The sequence below is a fragment of the Pseudomonas sp. FP597 genome (genome assembly GCF_030687435.1).
GTDB classification, from domain to species: Bacteria; Pseudomonadota; Gammaproteobacteria; order Pseudomonadales; family Pseudomonadaceae; genus Aquipseudomonas; species Aquipseudomonas lactucae.
Genome location: NZ_CP117432.1, coordinates 6,410,988 through 6,426,846, shown reverse-complemented (window position 1 = coordinate 6,426,846; position 15,859 = coordinate 6,410,988). Strand labels below are relative to the sequence as shown.

Below are 15,859 nucleotides of genomic sequence, written 5' to 3'. Positions count from 1 at the left end.
AAAAAGAATATGGCCGCAGAAACTGTAATTCTCGATGGCGGCATGGGCCGTGAACTGCAACGCCGTGGCGCACCGTTCCGCCAGCCGGAGTGGTCGGCGCTGGCCCTGAGCGAAGCGCCACAGGCAGTGGAGGCGGTGCACGCCGCCTATATCGACAGCGGCGCCAACGTGATCACCAGCAACAGCTACGCGGTGGTGCCGTTCCATATCGGTGAGGCGCGGTTTGCCGCCGAAGGCCAAGCGCTGGCGGCACTGGCGGGGGAGTTGGCGCGACGTGCGGTGGACGCTTGCGGCAAGGCCGTGCGTGTGGCCGGGTCGCTGCCGCCGCTGTTTGGCTCCTATCGCCCTGACCTGTTTGAGGCTGAGCGCGTCACCGAACTGCTGACACCGCTGGTGCGGGGCCTGGCGCCGCATGTCGATCTGTGGCTGGCCGAAACCCAGAGTTCAATTGCCGAGGCGCGGGCGATCCAGGCCGGTTTGCCGGCGGATGGCAAGCCGTTCTGGCTGTCGTTTACCTTGAAAGACGAAGACACCGACGACGTACCGCGCCTGCGTTCGGGCGAGCCCGTGGCCCAGGCGGCCGAGGCGGCTGCGCAATTGGGCGTGCAGGTATTGCTGTTCAACTGCAGCCAGCCGGAAGTGATCGGCGCGGCCATCGACGCGGCGCGTGACACCTTCGCGCGATTGGGCGTTGCGATCCAGATCGGTGCCTACGCCAACGCCTTCCCGCCGCAGCCTAAGGAAGCCACGGCCAACGATGGCCTGGACCCGCTGCGCGACGACCTCGACCCGCCGGGGTATCTGCATTGGGCCGCTGATTGGAAAGCCCGCGGCGCCAGTCATCTGGGCGGCTGCTGCGGCATCGGGCCAGAGCACATTGCGGTGCTGGCCCAGCACTTGGCCAACTGACTCACCACCGCTCAAAACTGTGGGAGGGGCGGTGCGACGATTCGACTTGCTCCCTCCCACAACAGTTTTGTGTGGGGTGTTAAATAGGGGTACGGCACTCGGCCAGCGTTTTCAGCTGCCCCGAACCGCTCTGGTTCGCCTCCGACAGCCACGCCTCAAACCCCGCTCCCACCGCTGGCCATTCCGAATCCAGAATTGAATACCACGCCGTGTCGCGGTTTTGCCCTTTGACCACCATGTGCTGGCGAAACACCCCTTCAAACGTGAAACCCAGTCGCTCGGCCGCGTATTTGGAGCGCGCATTGCCGTTGTTGCATTTCCACTCCAGGCGACGGTAACCCTGGTCGAACGCGTACTTGGCCAGCAGGTACACCGCCTCGGTGCTTTTCGGCGAGCGCTGCATCGGCGCGCCGAAGGTAACGTGGCCGATTTCGATACGGCCCTGGGCCGGTACGATCGACATCAGGCTGAGGATGCCTTGCACCTCGCCTGTCGCGCGGTCGACCACGCTGAAGAAGTACGGGTCGACATGGGTCGCATGGTTGTTCAGCCAGGCATCGAATGCACTGCGCTCGGCAAACGGTCCGTAGGGCAGATAGTCCCACAGCTTGGGGTCGGCGCCGGGGCCTTCGAGGGCTTGCCAGAGTTGATCGGCGTGGCGCGCGGGGTCGAGTTTTTCCAGGCGGATAAAACGCCCTTCGAGCAGTTGAGCCGATGGCGCCGGGGCGCCTTTCCAGTGGGCGAGGGGAGTGGACATGCTGCGCTCCTTAAAGACCTTTGCGAAATTGGATGAAACCCGGGCGTTCGGCGATGCGTTCGTACAGCTGGATCGCGGTGGCGTTGGTCTCGTGGGTCAGCCAATGCACCTTACAGCAGCCATCGGCCTTGGCGGTGGTGTAGACGAACTCGATCAGTTTGCGACCAACCCCGGTACCGCGCTGGGCCGGGTCCACCAGCAGGTCTTGCAGGTAGCAGGAGTTCTCAATGCTCCAGTTGGAGCGGTGGTAGATGAAGTTGACCATGCCCACCGCCTTGCCATCCTGCCATGCCAGCGCCGAATGGGTCGGCTCGCGGGTATCGATCAAGCGTTGCCAGGTGCTTTGGCTCACGGCGTCCGGTAATTGGGTGTTGTAGAACGTCAAATACGCCTGCCACAACGGCAGCCAGGCGGCATGGTCGGCGGCGGTGACAAGGCGGATGTCGATCGGGCTCATTCTGAGGCTCCTTGGGGAATAAAGCGTGCGAGGGTCTGGTCGCGCACGTCGAGGCTGGCGGCCAGTCGCTCGCGTACGCTGGCGATATCCGCCGGGCTGCGGTTCTGGCTGAGTTTGCGTTTGCCGATCAGGCGCTCGATCGGCAGGGCGAAGCCGACGATGGCCTTGAGCATGCCTTCAATGTAATCGGCCGGTGCGTCGCTGACTTTCCACGGCTCGGCACGTTCGCTTTCGTGTCTGTCGGTGAGGGCACTGACCACGTGCAACACACGCTCGGCATCGGTAAACACCTCGGCCCTGCCGTAGGCGTGCACGGCGATGTAGTTCCAAGTGGGCACCACTTTGCCGTGCTCGGCCTTGCCCGGGTAGAACGCCGGGCTGATATAGGCCTCGGCGCCGGCAAAGATCACCAGGGCTTCGCTGCCCGCCTGCAGCTCGTGCCACTGCGGATTGGCCTTGGCCAGGTGCCCGTAGAGCGTGCCGTTGGGGCCTTCATCGGGGTTGAGCAGCAGTGGCAGATGGCTGGCGTTCAGGCCGTGCTCGCCGAACGTCACCAATTGCGCCAGGCGGGTGTGCCGGATCAACTGCTGCAGTTCGGGCAAATCATCCAGGGCAAAGGCGCGAGGTGTGTACATGATTATTTTCCTTGGCGAATGCCTGCATCCTAGGCAGGCTAATGGTCTGTTGTAAGAGCCATCTAGGGTCAATTTCATAGGTCCAATATGTCGCCGCACTCGCCACCGCTGTCCTTCAACCCTGCCGGCATCGAACTGGACCGGCGTCAGGGCCTTACCCGCCAACTCTACGAGGCGCTGCGCCAGCGTGTGTTGGATGGCCGCCTGGTCAGCGGCACGCGTTTGCCCGCCAGCCGTGACCTGGCCGCAGCCTTGGCCATTTCGCGCAACAGTGTGGTGCGGGCCTACGACCAGTTGTATGCCGAAGGTTTTATCGAGGGGCGTGTCGGTGACGGCACCTATGTGGCCCAACTGCCCACGCCGAAAAAACTATCCACAAAACCATCCACAGGGTTGCCCACAGGCTTATCCCCAGGGTTATCCACAAATTGGCTTAATTTACCGGTGAATGCGTCAGACGGACTTATCCACAGGCCGGCGTTGGGAAGGGTAGAAAACCACCACCTGCCGCCACCACCGGCCGGGCCTCCCAAAGCATTTCGCGTGGGCATACCGGCCTTCGATCTGTTCCCGTTCGAGGTGTGGGCCAAGCTCAACGGGGCTTTCTGGCGTAAACCCGACCTGCAGCAACTGTGCTACGGCGACCCGGCAGGGGATGGTCGCCTGCGCGGCTTGATCGCCGCGTACCTGCGCAGCTCGCGCGGTATGCAGTGCACACCTGAACAAATAATGATCACCAGTGGCGCACAGCAGGCGATCAGCCTTTGTGCACAGCTGCTGGTGGAGCCTGGCGACGGGGTCGCGCTGGAAAACCCCGGCTATCGCGCGGCAGGCCATGCGTTCGCCTTGGCCGGTGGGCGCCTGCATGGCGTGCCGGTGGACAGCGATGGCATTGATTGCCAGGTCCTCAACGGCCTGAGCGGCTGTCGCGTGGCCTATGTCACGCCTTCCCATCAATACCCGCTGGGTGTGGTGATGAGTCTGGCGCGGCGCCTGGAACTGCTGGCCTGGGCCGAACGCAGCGACGGCTGGATCATCGAGGACGACTATGACGGCGAGTACCGCTACAGCGGCGCCCCGCTGGCGCCCCTGGCCGCGTTGGACCGCAGTGGGCGTGTGCTCTATGTCGGCACGTTCGGCAAGGTAGCCTTTCCGGCGTTGCGCCTGGGCTATTTGGTATTGCCGCCCGGCCTGGTGGATGCGTTTGCGCGGCGGCGCGCCGTCGATGTACGACACTCGGAAGTCAGCACTCAGGCGGTGATGGCTGAGTTCATGGCGGCCGGGCACTTCCAGCGGCATATCCGACGCATGCGGCGCGCGGCGTTGAGCCGACGCAATGCCTTGCTGGCCGGCTGGCCGAGCGGTATGCCCGGAGTCGGCCCATTGCCAGGCGTGGCGGCGGGGCTGCACATGACCGTGCGCGTCGACACCCTTGCCCGCGAACAGCAACTGCTGGAGCAGGCGCGCCAGGTGGATGTCGAGGTCAATGGCTTGAGCAGTTACTGGCTGCCGAACTCCACCACCCCAATGGACCAACGCGCCGGCCTGGTACTGGGCTTCGCCGCCGTGCCCGAGCCTGCGATCGCCCTGGCACTGCAGCGTCTGCGCGGGGCCTGGCAGCTTAACTAACTACCGTCTGCCTGGCGGGCAGGGTTATTACCGTGAGTGTTCCATTTGAACCGCTTGAGGTAAATACCATGTCTGATCTCGCTACAAGCGCCTGTGCTCCAGGCACGCAGCAACTGCGCATCTGCCAGTTGCTCGCGCTGCGACCCACCCTTGGCTCCTTGGGTATCTCTAAAGCCAAACTGAATGAAATGCCTGCTGGCGTACTCGATTATTATGTTGAGCAGTTGATCGATTTTTTCTGTAAACCCGAACCGCACAGCCGATGGAGGCACCTGGCGCAACTGCTGGCGCAGCAACTGCGCAAGTCGATGCACGTCGAGACCCAGGACATTATCAAGGCAGTCCTCGATTATCCCGACAGCGGCGAGCGTTCTCAGGTTCTGGGCGCACAAGCGCCGCGGGTTTACCGGGTCCGACGTCAGGGTTGCCTTGCGCTGGGTATCGTCAAAGGGCAGACGATGCTGGTGTATGCCTTGGGGCAAGCGCTGGAGCCTGTGGACACGGCAGAGAAAGAACAGCTGCTCAAGGGCGCTGAAGAGCTGGAGGACGACGTGTTTGAAGGCTGGGCCCTGGCGGCCCTTGACGGCGCTTTGCAGCGCATTGAGGCGATCGACCTGGACGTGTTTCCCGGGGTTGAGCCGTTGGATCGTCAATTGGCCTGGGCCACGAACCTGAGCGATTTTTTTGCGTCTTCCACCGATAAAGACCTGCTGCGTGATGAGCTGGAGCAGCAATTGCCCGATTGGCTGCGCAACGCCTCCAGCGCCGACCGCCTGGACTACAGCAAACTATTGGTGGCGATGGCCTCGCTACACAGGCGGTACCGTGGCAAGGGGCTTGATGACAGCGCCGAGCAACCTGCGCTGTTTAGCCGATGCATGGCGCTGCAGTTGCGCCGTATTGCGCTGGAGTCCTGCCTGCGAGGCTTGGCCGGCATCACGCAGGACGGCTACCAGCGTCTGCGCGCCGCCGTCAGGACGTACGCCACGGACCGACACGTCAATGGCCTGCAAATGGTGTTCAAACCCTTGCGTGACGAGCCCGGCTACCTGATTGGCCCATCTCAAAGCGAGGCAGGTCCCTGGTTGACGTACCGCCCCGGCAACCGCGAGCCCTTGCAGCAAGTGACAAACGCGCCGGAGACGATGCCGACGGTGGCCGACCCTTTTTCGGCGCTGTGTAAGTCCTGCGGTGAAGAGCCGACAATGCCAGGTTGGACAGAGTCCCCCCTGCAAACTCTGGCACGTCTCAAGCAGGTCGGCGGCAACCTGGATAGCTGCCAGACAAGAAGCCCCCCTGAGGAATGGCGCAGTGAAGTAAGCCTGTTGCGTAACCTGGCATTGCTGCTGGTGTGTCGCGGCACGGCGTACATCAGCGAAGGCACTGCGACGCATCTGAAGCTCAAATGCATGGACGCCGAGTGGGCCGGGGCCTGCCAATCATTTTCACTGAGGCAGCGACAGCGACTGGAGACATTCAAGCGCTCGGCCAAAGTCAAACGTTCGCCGAGCCTGGGTGTGAGGATTCTGGAAGGTATCCATCGGGGGTTGCATCTGCTTAACAACCTGTTGATCTTCAACAAGGATGAAAACAGCTTCAACGTCTTTTCGAAGAACCGACTTAACGTCGTGCTCAACCTTAACGTTGTCGAATATCGAGTGTGTAAGGATTCGGACAACTCGGTCTGCACCGGTCCCTACATCAAACGTACACAAGCGCACGATTGGGACTTTGACCGAGCGCCGCGACGACGGCGTGACGCACAAGGGCTGAGTGTGAATGCGGAAAAAGCGATGAAGCGCGCCTCCAGTTTATCGGCCGAGGCGACAGCCCTGCTCACTGAGCGCGCACGCCCGAACGAGCTGCCGGTTGAAGTCGAGGAGCGTTTCGAACGCGAGGCTCGCGCACTGGAGGTGGCGATTGCGGCTATTGAACGCTATACCACGGTACGCAGTACCGTGCAGTCCTCTGACATGATCGCTTTGTTAAGTCGACAAGCGGGTGAGTTGCGCGCACTGGGCCGCACGTTGCGTATAAGGCAAAGCCTTGCCAACCCTGTGCCCACCATGGGGGATGTGATGTATCTGCTGGCGCAAGGCGCGATTGGCATCAAGCCGGTCAATGGTCGTGTGGAGGAGATCATCGATGGCACGAAGGATTACTTGCAGGAATATGAAGTGCAGGACCTGACCGGCCACGCGAGGTCCCTTTGGTACGCTCACTTTCATTACTCCACACCCGACGCGGACAAAACACGGCCGACCAAGGCCCACCTGAAGACGTGGGCCCAAAGGCGTATGGGGCGTGAATTCGAACGGACAGAAGCCCTGGCCGGTCGAAATACACGCATCTACCGCGCGCCGATCTCTACCGACTCAGAGTTTCAGGTGTTCCTGCAGGCTTCAACCTCGGAAAAACACTGACTTGGCCAGCGCGGGGCTGATCTCGCTGCGATAGATCGCGATCTGGTCGCGGTCGCTGCTGCCTCTGCGCTCCACCGCCCCACCGAGTTTCTGTTGTTCGCGGTTCTTGAGGTGCGCGGCGGCGAACTCTTGCGCGGCAGCCTGGGGCGATGGGTAATGAAAATGCGCATACCAGAGCACCGCGTTGTCTTGCACATCGCGAATTTCGTATTCGTCGAGATAGTCCTTGTCGGGCCCTTTGAGGCGTCGGCGCGTGACGGTTTTGTTGATCGCCACTTGCCCTTCGCTGTGCAGCCACTCCAGGCGTGCGGCGGTGGGCGGTTGTTGCTTGGTCATGTGGATGCGCGTGCTTTTGCCCAATGCGAACAGGTGCGCGGCGCTCTCGGAGAGCTTCTTGTTGAGGGCGGCGGCAGATGGGCGGTCGCTTTCCGTCAGGTTGCGCTGGGTCAGCGCGGTTTCGATGGCGTCTGCGGCGCGCTCCAGTTTTGTGGCGTGCTGGTAAAACATTTCTTCGATTTCCACCGGAATGCGCCCGGCTTTGCGCGAATGGCCCTGGATGCGCCGGGTCACGGCCGGTTCTTGATCGATCAGGAGCTGACCTGCGTTGAGGCTGGTATCCAGGTCGACTTTTTCCGGTGACAGCGGTTGTTCGCTCGGTTTGTCCCGCTCAACCCATACACCAGGGCTTTTCTCGTGGAAGGTGGCAATGATCTTGCCGGTCATGGGGGCCTTGATATCCACCAGGCTGCTGTCGGACGTACGCGGCTCACCGACCACCACGCCTTTGAAGCGCGTCTTGATAATCTTGCGCTGTGGGGTCACGGGAAGGCTGGAGGGCCCAGGCTTGGGCTCCAGGGCTTTTCTTTCCCGCAGCCGCTGTACCAGCTCCTGCGTGGCGCGCTGATGAAATTCATCAATCAGTTGGCGCAAGCGCTCCAGCGGCTCGCGCAGCAGGTGTTGCGGATAATCGGCGTGTAGGTCCAGCAGGCGTTGGTCGCCCAGGGCGAATTGTTCGACCAGACTGTTGAGCGCTTCGATGCGTTGTTCCAGAGGGCCGCCGTTGGTCTTGTCGCTGATATCGATAAAGCTCTGCACACTCAGGTCCACCTCGTCGACGATGTCGTCCAGTTGCCTGCGAACGCTGTTCGGTTCTTCGCCCTCGGCGGTGGTCGTGCACAGGTGACGTGCGACGGTGATTTGCAGCGCCTTGAGGTCGGCCACCTTGATTTTCGGCATCAACTTCAGGGTGCTCTGGATAACCTGGGCGCCTGCCGCGCCCAGGTCGCCCAATTCACGAAAGCGAGACTCGACGTATTCCATGCGCCGGATTATTTCATCGTTCATGTTCGACATTGCCCGCGCTTGCTCGGCCCGGGCCTGGGGGGCGGCGGGCCGCTCGGACTCCAGTGCTTCCACGGTCCGCTCCATCAGGTCGCGAAACGGTTCGAGGCGCTCATTCACCGCCGTGCGCGTCAGCACCAGTTGTTTGTTCAGGTAGTCGACCATCGTGCTCTGGTAATTGGGCACGTTATCGATGATGCCCAGGGCCCGGAGTTGGCGGATCGGTGCGTCATAGGCTTGCAAGCGTTCATCCACCTGGCCGATGAAGGCTTCGCGGCGCAAGTCGGTGGAGGGGCCAGGCTCGGAGCCTATCGCAGACAGTGCGTTGGACAATTGCGCCTGAGCGCGGTCTTCATCGGAATTGAATGCGTTAAGGTCTTCGCGCAGTGCCAGGATGCGCGAGGGTCTGCGCTCCTGGGAGGTGCGCCGGCGGTTCCGGAAACCACCGCCGCGCAGGCGCAGGCGCGTGTCGATAAACCACTGTCCGGCCTGGTTGCTTACCAGCAGAGGGCCGGTACGGGAAGAGTTTTTGGGGTCGACGATCAGCACGTTGTCGTTGGCATCCAGCGTGACTTCGAACCAGCGCTGCCCGACGAGGGCGTACCATTTTTCGGCCAGGGGGTAGAGGTGCGTATAGGGGCCGGCGGTTTTGCCGGGCTCGCCCAGCCCTTCGGGTTTGGCCAATGCGAAGCTGTCCAATGTTGCACGAAGCGCGGCAGGCGTGCGCGGCAAGGCCCCGCTGACATTCAGCGGGCCTTGGTGCAAGGCCGGCAGCTTGCGGTTGGGGACGTCGGGCTGTTGGGTGATCGAGATCGTTTTGATCGCCGGGGCGGGTTTTTCTTTTGTCGCTTCCCCCAGGTCAAACTCTGTCTCTGCCAACGGCTCGCGTGTCTTGGCAATCGCTTCGCGCGGCGGGTGGCGTAGCGCGACATGCAGCGCCAAGGCCATGCCCAGGTTGAGAAACATATCCACCAAGGCTGTCCAGGGAGCCTGGGCCTGGGGGGTATCGATGACATGCTCGGCTTCTTCCAGGTCATCCATGATCTGCCAGATCCACGCCGCGATGCCCACTGTGCGTCCGAGGAAGGGCAAGGCCGCGTTGAAAATCTGCCAGCCGGCATTGCGCAGGCTGTCCCAGCGCTTTTGCGCGTTGGACACTGACTGGCGGGTCGCCAGTTCGATCAAGGTGCTGGCGTTGGTCTTGAACAGTGTTGCCAGCACATCGCCGGTCAGCACCTCGTCGCCCAGCTCGATCGGCCCGTTCATGTACAGCACGGTTGCCGGTTCCACCAGCACTCGTACGGCGGTCCATGGCGATGGCAAGGTCTCGGGAAACACATACTGCGCGTAGTTGAAGCGCTCTGCCTCAGGCAGCCACGCCAACACCGATTCGCGTAACGCCGGGTCGTGTTTAATGGTGTAAATCAGGTTCTGCCGGGAGGGAAACTGCCACAGTATCGGCTCCAGTAACGGGCGATAGAGCACGCAGGGTCCGGCGGTGTGATCGTTGGGGCCGATCACGAACATATTGGCAACTACATCCTGGCGGTGGCCGGGGCGCAAGGTGGGGATGAGCGACAGGGGACGGATCACGGCGGACTGCCCATCGATCCGGCGTTCGTGCCCCTGGTTCTGCATCGCTGCCGTGACGTAAAGAACGCCAAACTCGTCGATGCCGTTACGTCGCTGCATTTTCAATTGCAGCGCCAATAATGGCAGCTGTATACGCAAGTGCGACGAGTAGAGCGTCTGACGCTGCAGCGACTCCAGGGGATCTTTCTGCAACTTTTGCTGGATCAAGGCTGGATAGCGTGCACCGATATCGAGGTTTTCGATCACGCCCTTGAGGTAGTCATAAGACAGCCACTCGGGAGCGTCCGCATCGTTGTAGATCACATTGGTCGCGCCACTGGGCAGGCCGGTGAGGTTTTCCAGGGCCAGGTCGACCAGGTCGCGACGGGTGATGTCTTTAGCGTCGGGTACCAGAATGAAACCCCAGGTTACCGGGGTCTGAATCACCACCTCGATCTTGTCCACGACCAGGTCTGCGCCGTTCGGGTGTGTTTTTATCTGGCCTTGCAGTTGCTGGCGGGTGTAATCGCGGATCGGCGGGATGTCGCTATTGAAGGTGCGCCCATGATGGTGCGTGTGCAATTGGGCAAGGTCGATCATGAGGCGACTGTAGGCGGCCATTTCCAAGTCCGAGGCGGCGGTCAGCCAGGCCGGCAGGCGCTGGTGGATATCCCGGATGTTTGATAGACGGTGTTCGCTCAGGTCCTCGACACTGGGCATGATCCGCGCGACGGTCGGGCGGCGTACGGATGGTTCGACCTGGCTCTGGGCAACGTCACTGCCCAGCGAGGCGATGGCTTCGATCTGCAGGGCGATCATGGCGCACGCCTGGCTTTCGAAGACGTTGCCCTCTGGCTCATACAGCCGCCACTGCAGGTTGGCATCGGTGCCCAGGTAGCTCACTTTTTCGAGCAGGGACGTGGACAACTGTTCCATGGAGTCGAATCGTTCGTAACCGGCAATCAGCGAGTAAGCCAGAATGATCTGGCGCCCTTTGTGTTGGCCAACCAGAACGGCGGTGTCCAGCATGGCTCGATGCTCCAGGCGGTTCGACAGGCGCAGGTCGATGTCGATCAGGTAGGCATGGCTCTGGTAAGGGTCGTTGAGCGCGCGGTCAGCCAGATCGGGAGCGAGATAAAGCCCGCGTGCGATGGCGCAATCATCGGCATCCCAACCGTCCACCGTGGTGACATTCCATATCTTGCGCAGCGCGTGGGCGAAGACTTTCCAGCGCAATCCGGCACTGTTGTAGGACGTGTTCCAGTAGTCCAGTTGCTGCTCCTGGAAGGCGCTATACAGCAGCGTGGACAATTCGTTGATCAAGCGTGCGATGGCATCGATCTTGACGGGCAAGTGCACGGCGGGAGTGGCGTCGGGTTGCAGCGTCAGAAAGTGCTCACCTTCCAGGTACATCAAGGGTCCGGGCGCCAGCGCCTGGCGGGCCAGGACGGTGGTCAGGGATTCGGCCTGCGGCTCGGCGGGCTCAATCGCATCCTCACTTACCCGCCAGCGCGGCGTGACGACCTGGGTAAGGTCCGGGTTGAGGTTGAGTGTGGGGTACTGCTCCATGAGCGCCGTGCGCAGTACATTGGCGGCGACTTCGCGCAGGGTGGGGCCAGTGGTTAACTGAGTGAGCAACCCATAGGCGGTAGAGGGGCGATTATTGTTGGTGTGGTTGGTTTGTGAGGTGGCGTCATTGGGCACGTTCAGTTCCTTTGCGGTCGTCAGCCCGGTCGGGCTGGGAGCCGCAAAGTAATCACTGAGGGGGTCACATGGACGGTAGATAAATAGCCTGGCCCACGCCCGGCGCGGGCACTGGTTTCAGGTCCCCGACTTGATCTTGGTCCAGGCCCGCGTCCTGGCGCGTTCGGCTTTGCTGTCCAGAGGCTTCAAGGTGTAGAGCGTGGCCATGGCTGCTTCCGTGGGGTACAGGTTGGGGTTGTTGCGGATCACCGGGTCGACCTGCTGGGTGGCGTCCTTGTTCGGGTTGGGGTAGCCGACAAAATCACTGATTGGCGCGATGACCTGCGGTTGCAGCAGGTAGTTGATGAAGGTGTACGCGTCCTGCGGGTTTTTTGCGCCTTTGGGGATCGCGAGCATGTCGAACCAGATCGGCGCGCCTTCCTTGGGCAGGCGCATGTCCACGGTCACGCCGTTGTGGGCTTCCCTGGCGCGGTTGGCGGCCTGGGAAAAACTGCCCGAGTAACCGACGGCCACGCAGATGTCGCCGTTGGCGATATCGGCCATGTACTTGGAAGAATGAAAGTAGGTGATGTAGGGGCGGATCTTGAGCAGCAACGCTTCGGCTTTTTCGTAGTCCTTGGGGTTGTTACTGTTGGGGTCCAGGCCCAGGTGCTGCAGGGCCAGCGGCAGGATTTCCGACGGTGAGTCGAGCAATGCCACGCCGCACTGCTTGAGCTTGCTGATGTTTTCTTCATTGAAGATCAGGTCCCAGCTGTCCACCGGTGCGTTATCGCCCAGCGCGGCCTTGACCTTGGCCGGGTTGAATCCGATCAGGATGGTGCCGTACATGTAGGGCACGGCGAATTGGTTGCCGGGGTCGTTGGCCTCGATCAGCTTCATCAGCTTGGGGTCCAGATGGTTCCAGTTGGGCAACTGGTTGCGGTCCAGAGGTTGAAACACCCCGGCCTCGATCTGTTTGGCCAGGAACACATTGGACGGCACCACCACGTCATACCCGGAGTTGCCGGTGAGTAACTTGGCTTCGAGGGCTTCGTTGGTATCGAAGATGTCGTAGACCAGTTTGAGGCTCGGGTTCTGCGCCTTGAAATCCTCGAGGGCCTTGGGCGTGATGTAGTCGAACCAGTTGTAGACGCGCAGGGTTTTTTCGTCAGCGTGGGCCACGCCGCTGAGCAGGACCGCGCACAGGGCCAGGGTTGTGAGCTTGTTCATTGGGTCGCACCTTCTGTTTCGAAACCTTCAAGAACGTTGACGGCGTTGATACCGATTTCCGCCACGGCGTAACCGCCTTCCATCACAAACAACGTGGGCTTGCCCAGGCGCGCGATGCGGCGGCCCATGGCCAGGTAGTCCGGGCTGTCGAGCTTGAACTGCGAGATCGGGTCGTCCTTGAACGTATCCACGCCCAGCGAGACCACCACAATGTCGGCAGCGTAGCGTTCGATCTCATCACAGGCGCTGTCCAATGCCGCGCTCCAACGCTCCCAGCCGGAGCCGGCCGGCAGTGGGTAATTGAAGTTGAAACCTTCACCCGCGCCTTCGCCCAGCTCATCGGCATAGCCCAGGAAAAACGGAAACTCCGCCTCCGGATGGCCGTGGATCGAGGTGAACAGCACGTCGCTGCGCGCATAGAAAATCGACTGGGTGCCGTTGCCGTGGTGGTAGTCCACATCGAGGATCGCGACTTTAGCGTGGCCCTGGTCGAGAAAGGCCTGGGCGGCAATCGCCGCGTTGTTGAGGTAGCAATAACCGCCCATCAAGTCGCTGGCGGCATGGTGCCCTGGCGGCCGGCACAGGGCGAAGGCACTGTGGGCGCCGTGCTGGATGGCCTGCTGCGCCGTCAGCGCAACCTGCGCTGCACTGTACGCCGCTTGCCAGGTGCCGGCCGTGATCGGCGCGCCGCCGTCGAAGCTGTAATAGCCCAACTGGCCGTGCAGGCTGCTGGGCAGCACGCGGCGCAGCGTGCGGGCGGGCCAGGTGTAGGGCAGCAAGTCGCCGTCCAGGTTGGATGCCGCCCAGCGTGCCCAGGCGCCCTGGAAAAAGTCGAGATAGTCGCGGCTGTGAACGCGTTGCAACGGCGCCAGACCAAAGTCGGTGGGTGCCTGCACCGGGCCCAGGTCGCGCTCCCTGACCCGTTGCAAAACGTGGTCGGCGCGCGAGGGCATTTCGAAACAGGGCATCAATTGCCCATCCATCAATTCGCAGCGGCCGTGGTGCAAATGGTGATCGTCCGAATAGATCGTCAGCATGTTGTTGTTCTCAAGGCTAGGTGTCGTACCCCAGTGTTGCGGCGCGGGCGCTGCAAGAGAACGGCAGGAGCGGCCAAAAGGGGATAAATACGGCCAAAGAATGTGACCGCTATTGGCCCCTTTATAGGGCGTCAGGGCCGGAACTGGCTGGGCGCCACCCCACTCCAGCGCACAAAGGCGTGGCGGAAACTCGCGGTTTCGCTGAAACCCAATTGCTCGGCGATGCGGTGAATGGGCAGTCGATCCTGCGCCAACCACTGTTTGGCCTGTTCGAAGCGCAACTCATCGAGCAATTCCTGATAACTGCAACCCAGGCCCAGCAGGTGACGACGCAGGGTGCGCGGCGAGCAGTTCATCTGCCCGGCCAGGCCATCGAGTCCCGGCGCCGCATGCAGTTGCGCGACGAGCAGTTGGCGCACGCGATTGAGCCAGGCCTGGCGCCCGGTGAACTCGGTGTTCAGTTTGCGACAACGCTCGGCCATGGCGCGGTGGGTGATGGCGTCGGCCAGGGGCAGCGGTTGTTGCAGCCAGTGCGTGTCGAAGGCAAAGGCGTTGGCTGGCGCGTCGAACTGCAACGGGCAGTCGAAGCGCTCGGCATAACGCGCCTGGTAATCCGGGGCGGGGTAGGCAAATCGCGCACCCAGCAGGGGCAGTGGGCGGCCCAGCAAGTCTTCGCAGATCACCTTGAGCGACACCAGGCAGAACTCGACATTGAACTGCGCCAGCGCCGGCGCCTCCCGGTAGTCGCTTGCCGTGAACCAGGTGCACGGCCCGTCCGTTTCAAGGCTCAGCTCGAACAGTGTTCCCAACAGCGCCGGGTAGCGCAGGGCCAGGCGCAGAGCGTCACCGAAAGTGGCACTGGTGAGCAACGCATAGCCAAGCAACCCATAGGATGACACGTGCATGCGCTGGCCCACATCCAGGCCGATGTCCCGGCGCAGGGCCACGGCATTGGCACATACCTGCATCTCCTGGTGGGTGGTGATACAGGTGTCGGCGTGGTGTAAATCCCGCACATCTATGCCGCTGCCGGCCAGCAATGCGTCGGATGCAAGGCCCTGGGCCTCGAAGGTCGCCAGCAGCAGGGACACGGCATTCAGGGTGGTCAGGTGTGAGTGCAGCATGATGGCTCCGCCCAAGGGGTCAGCCCTTGGGGGAGCAAGTTGTGTGCCGTCGCCCGAAAAACAATCGCGGGGTCGGAGACGGCCTCAGCCCAGCTCGCCACACAGGTTGGTTTCCACCAGGCGCCGAACCTCGGCGTTATCCAGGCCGGCACCGAGCAGCGCGTTGAGCTTGCCGAATGCCGCCTCACGGGTCATGCCGCCACCCGACAGCACACCCACGCCGCGCAAACGGCTGCCGGCTTCGTAGACGTCCAGCTCCACGCCGCCTTCATGGCACTGGGTAATCGCGACCACGACAATCGCGTTGTCCTGCGCGCGCTTGAGGCTGGCCAGGAACTCAGGGTTGTCGCTGGGCCCGGTGCCGCTGCCGAAGCATTCCAGGATCAGCGCCTGGATGCCGCTGTCGAGCAGGGCGTCCAGCTGCGCCGCAGCGATCCCCGGCACCAGCGGCAGCACACCGACATTGGCCAGGGCTTTCGGCTGGCGATAGTCCAGCGCCGGGGGGATGGATTTGACACGGGCAACGCCGCCCTGGCGGTTAAGCGCCGCAAAGGGGTTGCGCCCGAAACTGCGGATTTTCGCGCACGCGGTCGGCGCCAGCAGCGCGCCGTGAAAGTGCAGGTGCACGCCCGGCGCCAAGCCGGCGCCCAGGGCGTGCAGCGCGCCGCTGACGTTTTCCCAGGCGTCGCTGTCCGGCACGCCCGCCGGCAGCATCGAACCGGTAAACACCACCGGCACCGGCAAGCCCAGCAGTTGGAAGCTCATGGCCGCCGCGCTGTAGGCCAGGGTATCGGTGCCGTGCAGGATCAACACGGCGTCGCAGCCTTGGTCCACGGCTTCAATCACCGCGCTGCGCAGGCGCTGCCAATAGGCGGGGGTCATGTTGGCGCTGTCGATCAACGGCGCCATTTCGCGAAAGCGCCACGCGGGAACGGGCTGGTTGGCTAACTGCTCGCGCATGCGTGTTTCGAAGCCGGAGGCGGGCGCCAGGCCGTTGGCACTGGCCTGCATGCCGATGGTGCCGCCGGTGTAGAGCACCATGACGTTGCTGGATGAGGACAT

General features: G+C 62.4%; 11 protein-coding genes. 3 read left to right on the top strand and 8 right to left on the bottom strand.

Annotation, left to right across the window (positions count from 1 at the left end):
* The first annotated feature begins 9 nt into the window (after positions 1 to 9).
* Positions 10 to 909, top strand: coding sequence for a homocysteine S-methyltransferase family protein (locus PSH66_RS29555; RefSeq protein WP_042945504.1), 900 nt, complete (start codon positions 10 to 12; stop codon positions 907 to 909).
* 79 nt (positions 910 to 988) lie between these two features.
* Here the strand turns inward: PSH66_RS29555 and PSH66_RS29550 are convergent, their stop codons facing one another.
* Genes PSH66_RS29550 through PSH66_RS29540 form a run of 3 tightly spaced genes read right to left on the bottom strand, consistent with a single transcriptional unit; the run spans position 989 to position 2,758 of the window.
* Complete coding sequence (locus PSH66_RS29550) at positions 989 to 1,666, bottom strand: GNAT family N-acetyltransferase (protein ID WP_003176995.1); 678 nt, start codon at positions 1,664 to 1,666, stop codon at positions 989 to 991.
* Positions 1,667 to 1,676: 10 nt separating this feature from the next.
* Positions 1,677 to 2,123 (bottom strand): GNAT family N-acetyltransferase, encoded by a 447-nt coding sequence (locus tag PSH66_RS29545; RefSeq protein WP_003176994.1) that lies wholly within the window; start codon positions 2,121 to 2,123, stop codon positions 1,677 to 1,679.
* Entirely contained in the window at positions 2,120 to 2,758 is a 639-nt protein-coding gene (locus tag PSH66_RS29540; protein WP_003176993.1) for an FMN-binding negative transcriptional regulator, read from the bottom strand. Before PSH66_RS29540 ends, PSH66_RS29545 begins: the two co-directional genes overlap by 4 nt.
* Positions 2,759 to 2,845: 87 nt before the next feature.
* Between PSH66_RS29540 and PSH66_RS29535 the strand changes: the two genes are divergently transcribed.
* Positions 2,846 to 4,387, top strand: a complete 1,542-nt coding sequence (locus tag PSH66_RS29535; RefSeq protein ID WP_003176992.1) for a PLP-dependent aminotransferase family protein — start codon at positions 2,846 to 2,848, stop codon at positions 4,385 to 4,387.
* A gap of 68 nt (positions 4,388 to 4,455) precedes the next feature.
* Positions 4,456 to 6,810 carry a hypothetical protein gene (locus tag PSH66_RS29530; RefSeq protein WP_305428115.1) on the top strand — a complete coding sequence of 785 codons (2,355 nt, stop codon included), beginning with the start codon at positions 4,456 to 4,458 and terminating at the stop codon, positions 6,808 to 6,810.
* On the opposite strand, the gene PSH66_RS29525 is transcribed toward PSH66_RS29530, so the two are convergent.
* From PSH66_RS29525 to PSH66_RS29505, 5 genes are all read right to left on the bottom strand, one after another.
* Positions 6,790 to 11,427: a dermonecrotic toxin domain-containing protein gene (locus tag PSH66_RS29525; RefSeq protein WP_305428114.1), complete on the bottom strand. Its 4,638-nt coding sequence runs from the start codon at positions 11,425 to 11,427 to the stop codon at positions 6,790 to 6,792. The genes PSH66_RS29530 and PSH66_RS29525 overlap by 21 nt on opposite strands.
* 117 nt (positions 11,428 to 11,544) lie before the next feature.
* Entirely contained in the window at positions 11,545 to 12,636 is a 1,092-nt protein-coding gene (locus tag PSH66_RS29520; RefSeq protein WP_305428113.1) for a polyamine ABC transporter substrate-binding protein, read from the bottom strand.
* Positions 12,633 to 13,673 carry a histone deacetylase family protein gene (locus PSH66_RS29515; RefSeq protein WP_141062837.1) on the bottom strand — a complete coding sequence of 347 codons (1,041 nt, stop codon included), beginning with the start codon at positions 13,671 to 13,673 and terminating at the stop codon, positions 12,633 to 12,635. Before PSH66_RS29515 ends, PSH66_RS29520 begins: the two co-directional genes overlap by 4 nt.
* 131 nt (positions 13,674 to 13,804) lie before the next feature.
* Complete coding sequence (locus tag PSH66_RS29510; protein WP_305428112.1) at positions 13,805 to 14,797, bottom strand: AraC family transcriptional regulator; 993 nt, start codon at positions 14,795 to 14,797, stop codon at positions 13,805 to 13,807.
* An 84-nt stretch (positions 14,798 to 14,881) separates the two neighbouring features.
* Positions 14,882 to 15,859 (bottom strand): asparaginase, encoded by a 978-nt coding sequence (locus tag PSH66_RS29505; RefSeq protein ID WP_141062838.1) that lies wholly within the window; start codon positions 15,857 to 15,859, stop codon positions 14,882 to 14,884.

Coding starts and splice junctions, on each gene's coding strand:
- PSH66_RS29555 (WP_042945504.1), top strand. CDS start 10: ATGGCCGCAGAAACTGTAATTCTCGATGGCGGCATGGGCCGTGAACTG.
- PSH66_RS29550 (WP_003176995.1), bottom strand. CDS start 1,666: ATGTCCACTCCCCTCGCCCACTGGAAAGGCGCCCCGGCGCCATCGGCT.
- PSH66_RS29545 (WP_003176994.1), bottom strand. CDS start 2,123: ATGAGCCCGATCGACATCCGCCTTGTCACCGCCGCCGACCATGCCGCC.
- PSH66_RS29540 (WP_003176993.1), bottom strand. CDS start 2,758: ATGTACACACCTCGCGCCTTTGCCCTGGATGATTTGCCCGAACTGCAG.
- PSH66_RS29535 (WP_003176992.1), top strand. CDS start 2,846: ATGTCGCCGCACTCGCCACCGCTGTCCTTCAACCCTGCCGGCATCGAA.
- PSH66_RS29530 (WP_305428115.1), top strand. CDS start 4,456: ATGTCTGATCTCGCTACAAGCGCCTGTGCTCCAGGCACGCAGCAACTG.
- PSH66_RS29520 (WP_305428113.1), bottom strand. CDS start 12,636: ATGAACAAGCTCACAACCCTGGCCCTGTGCGCGGTCCTGCTCAGCGGC.
- PSH66_RS29515 (WP_141062837.1), bottom strand. CDS start 13,673: ATGCTGACGATCTATTCGGACGATCACCATTTGCACCACGGCCGCTGC.
- PSH66_RS29510 (WP_305428112.1), bottom strand. CDS start 14,797: ATGCTGCACTCACACCTGACCACCCTGAATGCCGTGTCCCTGCTGCTG.
- PSH66_RS29505 (WP_141062838.1), bottom strand. CDS start 15,859: ATGTCCTCATCCAGCAACGTCATGGTGCTCTACACCGGCGGCACCATC.